A 14369-nucleotide genomic window follows, 5' to 3' on the forward strand; every position below is an offset into this window, starting at 1 on the left:
CGTACCGAACGCCTCACCCCTTCGTCCCGTTCGTCCCTCCGTTACACAACCGACGGACACCCGAGGGCGGACCGCAGGGTGCTCCGCACAGTGCCGTGACAACGCCTCCGTAGTTTCGATTGCGTGCTCGACCGGAGCACGACAGACGGAACACGAGCGGTACGGCCGGCCCGCGGGGGCGGGCCGGAACGGGGACCGGAAGGCGGTACACCATGGCGAAGGGCGAGGTGCTCGAGTTCGAGGAGTACGTCCGCACCCGGCAGGACGCGCTGCTGCGCAGCGCCCGGCGCCTGGTCCCGGACCCCATCGAGGCGCAGGACCTGCTGCAGACCGCGCTGGTGCGCACCTACGGCCGCTGGGAGACCATCGAGGACAAGCGGCTGGCCGACGCCTATCTGCGCCGCGTCATGATCAACACGCGGACGGAGTGGTGGCGGGCGCGGAAGCTGGAGGAGGTGCCCACCGAGCAGCTCCCCGAGTCGCGCGTGGAGGACGCCACCGAGCAGTACGCGGACCGCGCCCTGCTGATGGACGTGCTGAAGGTCCTCGCCCCGAAGCAGCGCAGTGTCGTGGTGCTGCGACACTGGGAGCAGATGTCCACGGACGAGACGGCCGCCGCGCTCGGCATGTCGGCCGGAACGGTCAAGAGCACGCTGCACCGGGCGCTGGCCCGGCTCCGCGAGGAGCTGGAGTCCCGCGAGTCGGACGCACGCGCGCTGGAGCGTGAGGAGCGGGAGCGTTGCGCGGCCTGACCGGCCCGGGGCCCCTTCGGGCCCGGTCCACCGCCCGGACGGCGAGTACGGCGACGGCCGTGCTCGCCGCCGTCGCGCTGTTCGGCACCGGATGCGGCGCGAGCGGCACCGGCGCCCGGGACGAGGGCCCGGCCCGTGTCGACGGCGGGGCCAGCCCGGCCGCCCCCGCGACCGCGTCCTCGCCGACGCCCGACCGGGTGGACGCGGTGCGGCTGATCATGAAGGACCCGGCCGTGTCGGACGAGGTGAAGCGGGAGCTGAAGCCCTGCGTCGCCGACGAGTACCCGGTGGACGTCAGCTACGGCAACCTCACCGGGGAGGCCCGCGACGACGTCGTCGTCAACGTGCTGACCTGCGGTGACGCCGTCGGCATCGGCGCGTACGTGTACCGGCACCAGGGCGACGGCTACGTCAACGTGTTCAGCGCGGAGGAGCCGCCGGTCTACGCCGAGATCGACCGGGGGGACCTGGTGGTGACCAAGCAGGTCTACGACCGCGGCGACCCGGTGTCGAGCCCGTCCGGCGAGGTCGTGATCACGTACCGCTGGATCTCCGGCCGGTTCGACGAGAAGTACCGCACGCACAACGAGTACGGGCCGGTCGCCGGCGCGGTGCCGACACCGGCGCCGGACAGCTGAGACATGGCTCACAGCGGGAACCGCCGGCGGGCCCTCGCACGATGAAGGGGTGAACCCGTCGCGCGGCCGGTGCGTCCCGTGGGGTGGGCAGCCAGGACCCACGGGGCACGCCCCGCCCGGGATCACACGAGAACTGAGAGCAGCGGGATGGCAGACCAGACCCATGTCCTGTTCGTCGAGGACGACGACGTCATCCGTGAGGCCACCCAGCTCACGCTGGAGCGGGACGGCTTCGCGGTCACCGCGATGCCCGACGGGCTGTCGGGTCTGGAGGCGTTCCGCGCCGACCGGCCGGACATCGCGCTCCTCGACGTCATGGTGCCCGGCCTGGACGGCGTCAGCCTGTGCCGGCGGATACGGGACGAGTCGACCGTGCCGGTGATCATGCTGTCGGCGCGGGCCGACGCCATCGACGTGGTGCTGGGCCTGGAGGCGGGCGCCGACGACTACGTGACCAAGCCGTTCGACGGCGCGGTCCTGGTCGCCCGGATCCGCGCGGTGCTGCGCCGCTTCGAGCGGGCGGGCGGCGCGGGCGCCGGGCAGGACGACGAGGACGCCGGGCCCGTGCTGGCCTTCGGTGAGCTGGAGATCGACACCGAGGGCATGGAGGTGCGCAAGGCCGGCCGGCCGGTCGCGCTCACCCCGACCGAGATGCGGCTGCTGCTGGAGTTCTCCGCCGCGCCGGGCACCGTCCTCACCCGTGACAAGCTGCTGGAGCGCGTCTGGGAGTACGGCTGGGGCGGGGACACCCGGGTGGTCGACGTCCATGTGCAGCGGCTGCGCGCGAAGATCGGCCAGGACCGGATCGAGACGGTCCGCGGCTTCGGCTACAAACTGAAGGCCTGAGCGGACGGATGCGGGGACCCTTCCGGCGCCTGGCGACGGCGTTCGTACGGCAGGCCAACATCGGCGCGGGCCTGCGATGGAAGCTCAGCGCGGCCATCGCGCTGGTCGGCGCGCTGGTGGCGGTCGCGCTCAGCCTGGTCGTGCACAACGCGGCCCGGGTGTCGATGCTGGACAACGCCCGCGACCTGGCCGACGAACGCATCATGATCGCCCAGCGGAACTACGAGCTGTCCGGGCGGCTGAACTTCCCCAACACCAAGATCGACGACCCGCAGCTGCCGGCGGAGCTGCGCGCCAAGGTCGAGCAGGGCCGCCGCGCCACGTACGTCGCCGACCGGGGCGGCGCGCCGGACATCTGGGCGGCGGTGCCGCTGAAGAACGGGCACGTGATGTCGCTGCACTCCGGCTTCACCGACCGCAGCTCGGACATCCTCAAGGATCTCGACCAGGCCCTGTGGATCGGCTCCCTCGCGACCGTGTTCGGCGGGTGCGCGCTCGGCGTGCTCATCGGCGGGCACCTGTCGCGGCGGCTGCGCAAGGCGGCCACGGCGGCCAACCGGGTCGCGGGGGGCGAGACGGACGTACGGGTGCGGGACGCCATCGGCGGGGTGGTGCGGGACGAGACCGACGACCTGGCCAGCGCGGTGGACGCCATGGCGGACGCGCTGCGGCAGCGGCTGGAGGCCGAGCGCCGGGTCACCGCCGACATCGCCCACGAGCTGCGCACCCCGGTGACCGGTCTGCTCACCGCGGCGGAGCTGCTGCCCCCGGGCCGCCCCACGGAGCTGGTGCAGGACCGTGCGCGCGCGATGCGCACCCTCGTCGAGGACGTCCTGGAGGTCGCCCGCCTCGACAGCGCCTCCGAACGGGCCGAGCTGCAGGACATCCTGCTCGGCGAGTTCGTCGCCCGCCGGGTCGCGGCGAAGGACCCGGACGTGGTCGTCCGCGTGACGCACGAGTCGGAGGTCACCACCGACCCGCGGCGGCTCGAGCGGGTGCTGTTCAACCTGCTCGCCAACGCGGCGCGGCACGGGGCTCCGCCCATCGAGGTCACCGTGGAGGGCCGGGTCGTCCGGGTCCGCGACCACGGGCCCGGCTTCCCGGAGGACCTGCTCGCCGAGGGGCCGAGCCGCTTCCGCACCGGCAGCGCGGACCGCGCGGGCCGGGGCCACGGCCTGGGCCTGACCATCGCGGCCGGTCAGGCCCGCGTCCTGGGCGCCCGCCTGACCTTCCGCAACGTCCGCCCGGCAGGCGCCCCGTCCGACACCCCGCCCGAGGGCGCGGCAGCCGTCCTCTGGCTCCCGGAACACGCCCCGACGAACACGGGGAGCTATCCGGTGCTGGGGCAGTGAGAAGGGGGTTTCCGGGGGCACCCCGGAAGCCCCTGTGATGGGCGTGAGGGCGCCCCGGAACTCGAGGCGCCTCGGACCGACGCGGGCACCGGCATGGCACGGGGGCGCCCTCGCGCTGCGGGGCCGGGGCGCGCGGACGCCCCAGAAGCCCCCGGTGTCTCAGAGCGACGCGGACGCCGGCGTAAGCCCCCTGCGGGGCCTGCGGGGCCCGCGGCGATGGGCGCCCCGGAAGCCCCCGCGTCTCAGACCGTCTCCGGCGCCGCCACGGGAGCCTCCTCCCGTTGCGGCCCCGCTCCCTTCAGCGGGACCTCCCTGACGAAGACCGACGCCGCCAGTGAGAGGACCGCCACCGCCGCGCCCAGCAGGAACGCCCCGTGCGTGCCCGAGGAGACCGCGTGCTGGTAGGCCTCGCGGGCGGCTTCCGGCAGCTTCGCCAGGCTCGCCGCGTCGAGCTGGGCGGACTGCTCGGTCACCTTGGAGCCGAGCGCGCCCGCCCGCTCCGCCATGACGTCCTGGACGCGGTGGTTGAACAGCGCGCCCATCACCGCGACGCCGAAGGACGAGCCGAGGGTGCGGAACAGGGTGGTCGTGGAGGACGCCACGCCCATGTCCTTCAGCTCCACGCTGTTCTGCGCGACCAGCATGGTGATCTGCATCAGACAGCCCATGCCGAGGCCGACGACGGCCATGAAGACGCCGGAGGTGAGGCGGGAGGTCCCGGTGTCCATCGTGGACAGCAGGTACAGGCCCACGATCAGCAGGGCGCTGCCCACCACCGGGAACACCTTGTAGCGGCCGGTGTTCGTCGTCACCCGGCCCGCGACCATCGAGGTGACCAGCATCGCGCCGAGCATCGGCAGGAGCAGCAGACCGGAGTTGGTCGCCGAGGCGCCCTGCACGGACTGCTGGTACAGCGGCAGGAAGAGCGTCGCGCCGAACATCACGAAGCCCACGATGAAGCCGATGACGGACATCAGCGTGAAGTTGCGGCTGCGGAAGATGTGCAGCGGCACCACGGGCTCGGCGGCCCGGGTCTGCCAGAACACGAAGCCCACCAGGGACGCGACGCCGAGGGCGATCAGCTCCATGATCCGCGTGGACGTCCACGCGTACTCGGTGCCGCCCCAGGTGGTGACCAGGACGATCGCGGTGATGCCGACGGTCAGCAGCGTCACGCCGAGGTAGTCGATGCCCGCCTGCGACCGCTTCCTCGGCAGGTGCAGCACCACCCCGATCGCGGCGAGGGCGATCACGCCGAGCGGCAGGTTGATGTAGAAGGCCCAGCGCCAGCCCCAGTTGTCGGTGATGGTGCCGCCGACGAGCGGCCCGCCGATCATCGCGAGGGCCATCACGGCTGCCATCATGCCCTGGTACTTGCCGCGCTCCCGGGGCGGGATCAGGTCGCCGATGATCGCCATGACGCCGACCATCAGGCCGCCCGCGCCCAGGCCCTGCACCGCGCGGAACGCGATGAGCTGGCCCATGTCCTGCGCCATGCCGCTCAGCGCGGAGCCGATCAGGAAGATCACGATGGAGGTGACGAACGAGCCCTTGCGCCCGTACATGTCGCCGATCTTGCCCCACACCGGGGTGGAGGCCGCGGTGGCCAGCGTGTACGCCGTGACCACCCAGGAGAGGTGCTCCAGGCCGCCCAGCTCACCCACGATCGTCGGCATCGCGGTGCCGATGATCATGTTGTCGAGCATCGCGAGCATCATCGCGATCATGAGCGCGAGCAGCACCACCCGCACGCTCCGCGGCTGTTTCGCGCCGTCCGTCGGTGCGGCCCCCGCCGCCACTGTGTCCGTCATGGATCCCACTCCCCCGGCCACCCTCGGGTGACCCGTCTTTACTTACTTGCCGCCCGGCTAGTTGACTACGACGGGGAAGCTAGTCGCGTAACTAGCCGGGCGTCAAGTAAGTTTTCGTCAAGAGGGTCCGAGGGGAAAGATGGGCGGCACCATGGACGGCACCAGGCAGCGGCGCCGCGGGAACACCCGCCAGCGCATCCAGGAAGTGGCGCTCGGACTCTTCGCCGAGCAGGGCTACGAGAAGACCTCGCTGCGCGAGATCGCCGAGCGGCTGGACGTCACCAAGGCGGCGCTCTACTACCACTTCAAGACCAAGGAAGAGATCCTCGTGTCGATCTTCGAGGATCTCTCCCGGCCCATCGAGGACCTGATCGAGTGGGGGCGCCGGCAGCCGCACTCGCTGGAGACCAAGCAGGAGATCATCCGCCGCTACAGCGCGGCGCTGATGGAGGCCGCCCCGCTCTTCCGCTTCATGCAGGAGAACCAGGCGACCATCCGCGAGCTGCGCATCGGCGACATGTTCAAGACGAAGATGCTCGGTCTGCGGGACATCCTCATCGACCCCGACGCCGACCTGGTCGACCAGGTGCGCTGCATCAGCGCCCTGTTCACGCTGCACGCCGGGATGCACGTCCTCCAGGAAGTCGAAAGCGACCCCGGGAAGCGGCGTGAAGCCGTTCTCGAGGTCGCCGTCGATCTGATCACCCAGGCCCACCGGCACACGGCGGGCGACTAGGGCCCAGGCGGTCGCTTCCGTCCGCTCCCCGCGGGTCAGACCGTCGCGCCGTGGCTGCGGAGGAACTTCGCCGGGTCCACGGCGGAGCCGTAGTTCGGGGTGGTGCGGATCTCGAAGTGCAGGTGCGGACCGCTGGAGTTGCCGGTGTTGCCGGACAGGGCGATCTTCTGGCCGGTCTTCACGACCTGGCCGACCTTCACGTTCACGGACGACAGGTGGGCGTACTGCGAGTACGTCTTGTTGCCGTGCTTGATCACGATGGCGTTGCCGTACGCGGGACCGTCGCCCGCGCCGTTGCCGCCGGCCTTGACGACCGTGCCGCCGTGGGCGGCCATCACCGGGGTGCCGGTCGGGACCGCGTAGTCCTGGCCGGAGTGCTTGTGCGCCCACATGCCGCCGTTCGCCGCGAAGCTCGCCGACAGCTTGTAGGACTTCACCGGGTCGATCCAGGAGGCGGCCTTCTTCTTGGCCGCGGCCTTCGCCGCCTTCTTGGCCTGCGCGGCCTTGGCGGCAGCGGCCTTCTTCGCCTCGGCGGCCTTCGCCGCCTTCTCGGCCTGCGCCTGGACGGCCTTCGCCTGCGCCTCGGCGGCCTTGGACTGGGCGGCCGCCTGCGCCTGCACGGCGCCGGCCGTGGTGGACGCGGCCGTGTTGTCGACGGCGGCCGCGACCCCGACTCCCAGGACGACCGAGGTGCCCAGGCCGGCGGCCAGGACGGCCGCACGGGTACGGGTGGCGGACGTACGGGGGAAACGGGACGTGACGCGCTCGAACATCGAAACCTCATGGGGGGAGGGGACAGAGGAGAGCCACCGGCTCACGGGGACCCGTGGCGTGGTGGCTATTCAGTGGTAACCCTTTCGCCCGAAATGGCGCAAAGGTGTGACCTACGACGGAAATTCGTAGATACCGACTGAGATGTACGGCCTCTGAGACGCGGCTCACAGGGGGCGAAAGCCCCATTTCAAGCCGATCGGGCGCGCTATCCACCGGAATGTTCGATGTAGTTTCGATGGCCCTCTACTATTCCGGGCCGTACGTGACGTAGCTCCTGTGCGGCACGTCACCGGGGGAGTGAAAAAGCGGGCGGAGAAATGTGGCGCAGGCCTCTGGCCGCCTACCGCCCGGTAACCCTACGGTTCACCTCGCGTCACCCTCGCACACGAGCATGCACACGACATGTTGGCAGCGTCACGGACGTGAGAGGACCCCCACGACATGAGAAGCCGACGCCCCTGGTTGCGCCGCGTATCGGTGACCGCCGTCTCCGCGACCGCCCTGGTGGCCCTCGCCGCCCCCGCAGAGGCCACACCCGCCTCCGCAGCCCCCACGACGGCCACCGCCGCTCTCCCGGCCACCGCCCCCGCCCTCGCGGCGGACGTCGACTACGACACCTGGCAGCGCGACTGCCGGGCCGTCATGGACCAGGCCCTGCCCTATGTGAAGCAGCGCATCGCCGCCGCCCGTCCGGGCGAGAAGCAGGCGATCGTCCTCGACATCGACAACACCGCCCTGGAGACCGACTTCGGGTTCAGCTTCCCGCAGCCCGCCAACGAACCGGTCCTGGAGGTCGCCCGCTACGCCGAGGAGCGGGGCGTCGACCTGTTCTTCGTCACGGCCCGCCCCGGCATCATCTACGCGCCCACGGAGTGGAACCTCGACCGGGCCGGCTACGAGTCCTCAGGGCTGTACGTCCGGGGCTTCATCGACCTCTTCCGGAACGTCGCCGAGTACAAGACCGCGCAGCGGATCGACATCGAGCGCAAGGGCTACACGATCATCGCCAACATCGGCAACAGCGCCACCGACCTCTCCGGCGGCCACGCCGAGCGCACCTTCAAGCTCCCGGACTACGACGGCCAGCTCTCCTGACCGCCCCAGGACATACGAAAGGGGCCGGCACCCTCGCGGGTGCCGGCCCCTTTCACAGGCCGTGAGGCTGGGCGCTTACGCGTCCTTGCTCAGGTTCGGACCGGCGCCGCCGGCCGCCTGCTCGATCGGCGGGACGTCGGGCAGGGCCGACTTCTCCTCGCCGCGGAAGGTGAAGGTCTGGTTCTCGCCCTCGCCCTCCGTGTCCACGACCACGATGTGACCGGGACGCAGCTCGCCGAAGAGGATCTTCTCCGACAGCGAGTCCTCGATCTCCCGCTGGATGGTCCGGCGCAGCGGCCGGGCGCCCAGGACGGGGTCGTAGCCCTTCTTGGACAGCAGCTCCTTGGCGGACTGGGAGAGCTCGATGCCCATGTCCCGGTCCTTCAGGCGCTCGTCCACCTTGTCGATCATCAGGTCGACGATCCGCAGGATGTCGCCCTGGGTCAGCTGCGGGAAGACCACCACGTCGTCGACGCGGTTGAGGAACTCGGGCCGGAAGTGCTGCTTGAGCTCGTCCGAGACCTTGTTCTTCATGCGCTCGTAGTTGGTCTTCGTGTCGCCCGCGGCGGCGAAGCCCAGGTTGAAGCCCTTGGAGATGTCCCGGGTGCCGAGGTTGGTCGTCATGATGATGACCGTGTTCTTGAAGTCCACGACCCGGCCCTGGGAGTCGGTCAGACGACCGTCCTCCAGGATCTGCAGCAGCGAGTTGAAGATGTCCGGGTGGGCCTTCTCGACCTCGTCGAAGAGGACGACCGAGAACGGCTTGCGGCGCACCTTCTCCGTCAGCTGGCCGCCCTCCTCGTAGCCCACGTAGCCGGGGGGCGAACCGAAGAGACGCGACACCGTGTGCTTCTCGCTGAACTCCGACATGTCGAGGGAGATCAGCGCGTCCTCGTCACCGAAGAGGAACTCGGCGAGCGCCTTGGACAGCTCGGTCTTACCGACACCGGACGGACCGGCGAAGATGAACGAGCCACCCGGACGCTTCGGGTCCTTCAGACCGGCGCGCGTACGGCGGATCGCCTTGGACAGCGCCTTGACGGCGTCGTCCTGGCCGATGACCCGCTTGTGCAGCTCCTCCTCCATGCGGAGCAGGCGGCTGGACTCCTCCTCGGTCAGCTTGAAGACCGGGATGCCGGTGGCGGTCGCGAGGACCTCGGCGATCAGCTCGCCGTCGACCTCGGCGACGACGTCCATGTCGCCGGCCTTCCATTCCTTCTCCCGCTTCGCCTTGGCGGCGAGGAGCTGCTTCTCCTTGTCGCGCAGCGAGGCTGCCTTCTCGAAGTCCTGCGAGTCGATCGCGGACTCCTTGTCGCGGCGGACGCCGGCGATCTTCTCGTCGAACTCGCGCAGGTCCGGCGGCGCGGTCATCCGGCGGATGCGCATCCTCGAGCCGGCCTCGTCGATCAGGTCGATCGCCTTGTCCGGCAGGAAGCGGTCCGAGATGTACCGGTCGGCCAGGGTGGCGGCCTGGACCAGCGCCTCGTCCGTGATGGAGACGCGGTGGTGCGCCTCGTAACGGTCGCGCAGACCCTTGAGGATCTCGATCGTGTGCGGCAGGGACGGCTCGGCGACCTGGATGGGCTGGAAGCGGCGCTCGAGGGCCGCGTCCTTCTCCAGGTGCTTGCGGTACTCGTCCAGCGTGGTCGCACCGATGGTCTGGAGCTCGCCGCGGGCCAGCATCGGCTTGAGGATGCTCGCCGCGTCGATCGCGCCCTCGGCGGCGCCCGCACCGACCAGCGTGTGCAGCTCGTCGATGAACAGGATGATGTCGCCGCGGGTGCGGATCTCCTTGAGCACCTTCTTCAGGCGCTCCTCGAAGTCACCGCGGTAGCGGGAGCCGGCCACCAGGGCGCCGAGGTCCAGGGTGTAGAGGTGCTTGTCCTTGAGGGTCTCGGGCACCTCGCCCTTGACGATCGCCTGGGCGAGGCCCTCGACGACGGCGGTCTTGCCGACGCCGGGCTCACCGATCAGCACCGGGTTGTTCTTGGTACGGCGGGACAGCACCTGCATGACCCGCTCGATCTCCTTCTCGCGCCCGATGACCGGGTCGAGCTTGGACTCACGAGCGGCCTGGGTGAGGTTCCGGCCGAACTGGTCGAGGACCAGGGACGTGGAAGGCGTGCCCTCCGCAGGACCGCCGGCGGTGGCGGTCTCCTTGCCCTGGTAACCGGAGAGCAGCTGGATCACCTGCTGCCGCACGCGGTTCAGATCAGCGCCCAGCTTGACCAGGACCTGGGCCGCGACGCCCTCGCCCTCACGGATCAGGCCGAGCAGGATGTGCTCCGTGCCGATGTAGTTGTGGCCCAGCTGAAGGGCCTCGCGGAGCGACAGCTCCAGGACCTTCTTGGCACGGGGGGTGAAGGGGATGTGACCCGACGGGGCCTGCTGGCCCTGCCCGATGATCTCCTCCACCTGCTGGCGGACCGCCTCGAGCGAAATCCCGAGGCTCTCAAGGGCCTTGGCGGCGACACCCTCACCCTCGTGGATCAGGCCCAGGAGGATGTGCTCGGTGCCGATGTAGTTGTGGTTGAGCATCCGGGCTTCTTCCTGAGCCAGGACGACAACCCGCCGCGCGCGGTCGGTGAACCTCTCGAACATCGTTAATCGCTCCTCAGAGCGGTCAGGCAGTGGGGGGAACTTCCCCTCCCTGTCCTTCCGCAGCTTAGTCCCGCAAGCGGGGACCGCTCATTCCAACTGCCGACACCGTCGATGGCCTCCTGACCCCGCTCACGCCGACATCTGCTCCAACCCGATGGTGCGAGACGATGTTCCCGCAGGCCAGGCAGTTACCCCCTTCGCCAGTACGCCCGTGGCGAACGGGAGCCGTCCCGCCCTGCGTGTCGCCCCCTCCCACTAGGGATGTCTTACCCGCTGCGACTGACCGTCCATGCCGAGTGCACGGGTTCCCTCCGCTACGGGCGAACAACCTTGCGCCCCGCTTCACCCCCGAGCGCCCCCTTGTTCGACACCGTGCGCATTCGTACAGACACCCAGCGTAACCCGAGGGGTCGTCGTGCGTTGCCCCGGGCATGGCCGGTATCCGCTCCGCCGCCCTCCCGTCGCCCCGCCGGCCGGTCCCACCGGCCTTCGAGGGGCGCGAGGGGCGTCACGGCGACCGGACGCGCCTCTGGTACGAGAACGTCCTGGGCTGGCCCACGGTGCCCGGTGTTCCGCCGCGGCTGGCGGTGGGCGTGCGCTTCGACGTCCTGGACGTGCCCGCGGAGGCGGGCCGCGCCGCGCTGGAGCGGCTGGGCGGGGCCGCGGAGGGCTTCCCGGTCGCCGTCCAGGAGGACAGGATGCGGCTGCTGATCGCCGCGGGGGGCGCCGACGAGCTGCCGGGCCTGCTGGAGTGGCTGGAGTGGGGCGGTCTCGGCCTCGACCTGCGGGCGCTCGGCGAGGGCCGCCTCATGGACGCCCCCGACCCCTGGTCCACCGGGACGTGGACCGCCGGGGCCGGACGGGACGTACCGCGGGAACACCCGGCCGCGGGGCGTCCCGGCGCGGGACGCCCGGACAGTCCGCAGGGGGCCGCCGTATGGCTGCGGCCCCCCGTACCGGGTCGCGAGGCGGAGGCCTCGCTGCCGACGCTGTCGGCGATGGGCACGAGGAGTTCGCGAGGGGTCGGTGACGGCCCCCCGGACCTCGTGCGTCTGGTCAACACCGTGGCGACGCAGATCCACCGCGTACGCCTGCGGCGCTCCGGTGCGGGCGCCGCCGTGCACGGCGTGGGTCAGCCGTTGGCCTTCTCGTAGGCCTCACGGATGGACGCGGGGACGCGGCCGCGGTCGTTCACCTCGTAACCGTTCTCCTTGGCCCAGGCGCGGATGGCCGCGGTGTCCTGGCTGCCGCCCGAGGAGGAACGCGCCTTTCCGCGCCCGCCCGAAGCACGGCCCCCGGTACGACGACCGCCCTTCACGTAAGGCTCGAGAAGGCTGCGGAGCTTCTCCGCGTTGGCGGTGGTGAGATCGATCTCGTAGGTCTTGCCGTCCAACGCGAACGTCACGGTCTCGTCCGCCTCGCCGCCGTCGAGGTCGTCGACAAGAAGGACCTGAACCTTCTGTGCCACCGGATTTCCTTTCATCGATAACTTGAGGGCCGGGGTGAGCCGGCGTCCGCCGTATCGCCGCCCCTTGTTATATGCGGTACTGCAGTACCTCGGAAAGCAAACCGCTTTTGCCGTAAAAACACAAACCCCCGGCAGAGGACAGGGGCCCGCGCACACCCCGGAAACATGCGCGTTTCGGACATAGGGCACCCGGCATAGGGGCCCTGACACAGATCACAGATCACAGATGCAGAAGCATCCGGCTGTTGCCCAAGGTGTTCGGTTTCACGCGTTCGAGACCCAGGAACTCCGCGACACCCTCGTCATAGGAGCGCAGCAACTCCGCGTACACATCGCGGTCGACGGGCGTCTCACCGATCTCCACGAAGCCGTGCTTGCCGAAGAAGTCCACTTCGAAGGTCAGACAGAAAACACGCCGAACACCGAGCCAGCGGGCCGTCTGCAGCAACTTCTCCAGCAGTCGGTGGCCCACGCCCGCGCCCTTCAGGCCCGGCTTCACGGCGAGAGTGCGCACTTCCGCGAGGTCTTCCCACATCACGTGCAGGGCGCCGCAGCCGACGACCTCCGCGTTGTCGTCGCGTTCCGCGACCCAGAACTCCTGGATGTCCTCGTAAAGCGTCACCGTGGCTTTGTCGAGCAGGATGCCCTCGCGGACGTAGACGTCGAGGAGGCGGCGCACGGCCGGCACATCGCTGGTGCGGGCCCGCCGCACGGTGAGGGCATTTGCGGTGACTTCGGGGCTGTCTGCTGACATGGACGGACGCTATCGCCCGCCGGGCTCGTCGCGAGAGGCGGGGTTCTCGTCGGGGTTCTCACCGGGCTTCTCACCGGGAGTGCCGGTGTTGCCGGCGCCGGGTTCGGGGCTTTGCGGGAGCTGGACGATCCGCATGGCGTCCTGGAGAGCCTGCCGCTGTTCCTCGCTCATCATGCCGAAGAAGGCGACGAGAGCCGCGGCGGCGTTGTCGCTCTGCGACCACGCCTCGTTCATGAGGGCGGCGGCGTACGCGGCGCGAGTGGAGACGGCCTCATATCGATAGGCACGTCCTTCGGACTCGCGACGCACCCAGCCCTTCTGATGGAGATTGTCCAAAACGGTCATCACCGTGGTGTACGCGATGGACCGTTCCTTCCGAAGATCTTCCAGGACTTCCCGAACGGTCACCGGGCGGTTCCACTTCCAGACCCGCGTCATGACCGCGTCTTCGAGTTCTCCCAATGGGCGAGGCACAACTCAGAACAATAGTGGGAGATCCCTGCAATGGCGTGCCGGACGTGCGTGATACCCGGTGAACCATGACAAAAGGGGCGTACGACGGTGCGTCGTACGCCCCTGAGGGGCCGGGGTGGTCCCGGTCAGGCGTCGTTCTTGCCGGCGGGCGCGCCGTCCGCCCGGGCGAGGGCCGCGTCGACGGCGGCGTCCTCCTTGGTCTTGTTGGCGCCGCCCTGCGTCTTCACGATGACGCGGATCACGCCGATGAAGAAGACGGCCATGACGACCGGGGGCAGGAGCGCGGAGACGTAGTCCATGCGTCCAGGGTAGCCAGGGGGGCGGGTCAGCCGGCGGCCAGGTGCTGGTCCGGCGGCGGCGTGGCGGGTTTGCGCCGGGGGAAGACCTCGCCGGGCGTGGGCACGGGCCGCCGGGTCGGGCGGGGGGTGCCCGGGGCCGGCTCGGGGCTCGGGTTCGGCGCCGGGTGGGGCGTCGAGGGCCGCTCCTCGGGTTTCTTCTCCGGCTCCTTGCGCTCCTGCTCCTCACCCTGGCCCACGGAGGACAGACCCCCGGGCAGGGCGGTCAGGCGGACGCGCTCGCAGTGCTGCAGCAGGGCGGCGGCGGTGGGGTTGCCGCGCAGGGCGCGCAGGGCTGCCAGATCGTCCGGCTGGGGCCGGTATCCGGCGCCCAGCGCCTCCTCCAGGAGCGCGAGATAGCCGGCGGCGGTTCCGGGGAGGGCGGCGCGGTAGCGGCCGAGGTCGGCCACCAGAAAGGCGCGCAGCCGGGCGCTCTCTCGCGTCGCCTCGTCGAGGGACGCGGCGAGGCGCAGGCAGTCCTGGACGTCGTCGGCCGTGGCCGGGCTGGGGTGCAGGGCGAGGGCGAGGGCACGGCGGAGCACGCGCAGCTCCTCCGCACCGAACGCCAGGCCGCCGCGGGATCCGTAGGGCGTGGGCATGCGGGCGACGATACGCGCTAATCAGACAAATCCGCCCAAAGATCACCAGCGTGGCGCGTCCACCACTCGGGTGGGCGGGGCCCTTCCGGCGGACGGGGCGGAAACACCCCCGAGGGGCGCGGGGAACTGCGCGA

At 70.4% G+C, this 14369-nt stretch carries 15 protein-coding genes; 7 read left to right on the top strand and 8 right to left on the bottom strand.

The annotated features are described in order from the left end of the window. The first annotated feature begins 212 nt into the window (after window positions 1-212). The 4 genes from ACQY0Z_RS05115 (at window position 213) to cseC (ending at window position 3588) form a co-directional block, all read left to right on the top strand. Window positions 213-752, top strand: a complete 540-nt coding sequence (locus ACQY0Z_RS05115) for a SigE family RNA polymerase sigma factor (protein ID WP_189897396.1) — start codon at window positions 213-215, stop codon at window positions 750-752. After that, complete coding sequence (locus tag ACQY0Z_RS05120) at window positions 740-1390, top strand: hypothetical protein (protein ID WP_189897397.1); 651 nt, start codon at window positions 740-742, stop codon at window positions 1388-1390. The genes ACQY0Z_RS05115 and ACQY0Z_RS05120 overlap by 13 nt, the downstream gene beginning before the upstream one ends. Before the next feature lie 147 nt (window positions 1391-1537). Further along, window positions 1538-2236, top strand: a complete 699-nt coding sequence (gene cseB / locus ACQY0Z_RS05125) for a two-component system response regulator CseB (protein WP_189897399.1) — start codon at window positions 1538-1540, stop codon at window positions 2234-2236. 8 nt (window positions 2237-2244) lie between these two features. After that, the gene (cseC, locus tag ACQY0Z_RS05130) at window positions 2245-3588 is read left to right on the top strand and encodes a two-component system sensor histidine kinase CseC (protein ID WP_381730723.1); all 1344 of its coding nucleotides are present in this window, start codon (window positions 2245-2247) and stop codon (window positions 3586-3588) included. A 242-nt stretch (window positions 3589-3830) separates the two neighbouring features. On the opposite strand, the gene ACQY0Z_RS05135 is transcribed toward cseC, so the two are convergent. Then, window positions 3831-5399: an MDR family MFS transporter gene (locus ACQY0Z_RS05135; RefSeq protein ID WP_189897402.1), complete on the bottom strand. Its 1569-nt coding sequence runs from the start codon at window positions 5397-5399 to the stop codon at window positions 3831-3833. A 151-nt stretch (window positions 5400-5550) separates the two neighbouring features. Here ACQY0Z_RS05135 and ACQY0Z_RS05140 point away from each other — a divergent pair, with 151 nt between their 5' ends. Continuing rightward, a complete protein-coding gene (locus tag ACQY0Z_RS05140) occupies window positions 5551-6135 on the top strand; it encodes a TetR/AcrR family transcriptional regulator (protein ID WP_254588004.1) in 585 nt (194 codons plus the stop codon). A 35-nt stretch (window positions 6136-6170) separates the two neighbouring features. Here ACQY0Z_RS05140 and ACQY0Z_RS05145 read toward each other — a convergent pair whose 3' ends face one another. Beyond that, window positions 6171-6908: a M23 family metallopeptidase gene (locus ACQY0Z_RS05145; protein WP_189897405.1), complete on the bottom strand. Its 738-nt coding sequence runs from the start codon at window positions 6906-6908 to the stop codon at window positions 6171-6173. Window positions 6909-7350: 442 nt separating this feature from the next. Here ACQY0Z_RS05145 and ACQY0Z_RS05150 point away from each other — a divergent pair, with 442 nt between their 5' ends. Further along, a complete protein-coding gene (locus ACQY0Z_RS05150) occupies window positions 7351-8004 on the top strand; it encodes an HAD family acid phosphatase (protein WP_210635680.1) in 654 nt (217 codons plus the stop codon). A gap of 75 nt (window positions 8005-8079) precedes the next feature. Here the strand turns inward: ACQY0Z_RS05150 and ACQY0Z_RS05155 are convergent, their stop codons facing one another. Further along, window positions 8080-10605, bottom strand: a complete 2526-nt coding sequence (locus ACQY0Z_RS05155; protein WP_019526704.1) for an ATP-dependent Clp protease ATP-binding subunit — start codon at window positions 10603-10605, stop codon at window positions 8080-8082. Window positions 10606-11036: 431 nt separating this feature from the next. Between ACQY0Z_RS05155 and ACQY0Z_RS05160 the strand changes: the two genes are divergently transcribed. Continuing rightward, window positions 11037-11759 (top strand): SCO3374 family protein, encoded by a 723-nt coding sequence (locus tag ACQY0Z_RS05160; protein ID WP_189897409.1) that lies wholly within the window; start codon window positions 11037-11039, stop codon window positions 11757-11759. Here the strand turns inward: ACQY0Z_RS05160 and ACQY0Z_RS05165 are convergent. From ACQY0Z_RS05165 to ACQY0Z_RS05185, 5 genes are all read right to left on the bottom strand, one after another. Then, window positions 11738-12073, bottom strand: coding sequence for a histone-like nucleoid-structuring protein Lsr2 (locus ACQY0Z_RS05165; protein WP_019526706.1), 336 nt, complete (start codon window positions 12071-12073; stop codon window positions 11738-11740). The two genes, ACQY0Z_RS05160 and ACQY0Z_RS05165, sit on opposite strands and share 22 nt — an antisense overlap. A gap of 220 nt (window positions 12074-12293) precedes the next feature. Then, window positions 12294-12827, bottom strand: coding sequence for an amino-acid N-acetyltransferase (locus ACQY0Z_RS05170; protein ID WP_026244105.1), 534 nt, complete (start codon window positions 12825-12827; stop codon window positions 12294-12296). 9 nt (window positions 12828-12836) lie between these two features. Next, window positions 12837-13301 (bottom strand): BlaI/MecI/CopY family transcriptional regulator, encoded by a 465-nt coding sequence (locus ACQY0Z_RS05175; protein ID WP_439811894.1) that lies wholly within the window; start codon window positions 13299-13301, stop codon window positions 12837-12839. 125 nt (window positions 13302-13426) lie between these two features. Next, window positions 13427-13600 (bottom strand): hypothetical protein, encoded by a 174-nt coding sequence (locus ACQY0Z_RS05180; protein ID WP_189897413.1) that lies wholly within the window; start codon window positions 13598-13600, stop codon window positions 13427-13429. 26 nt (window positions 13601-13626) lie between these two features. Continuing rightward, the gene (locus ACQY0Z_RS05185) at window positions 13627-14235 is read right to left on the bottom strand and encodes a hypothetical protein (protein ID WP_439811895.1); all 609 of its coding nucleotides are present in this window, start codon (window positions 14233-14235) and stop codon (window positions 13627-13629) included. Between the last annotated feature and the right edge of the window lie 134 nt (window positions 14236-14369).

Source organism: Streptomyces sp. P9-2 (genome assembly GCF_051903975.1).
Taxonomy (GTDB): domain Bacteria; phylum Actinomycetota; class Actinomycetes; order Streptomycetales; family Streptomycetaceae; genus Streptomyces; species Streptomyces cellulosae.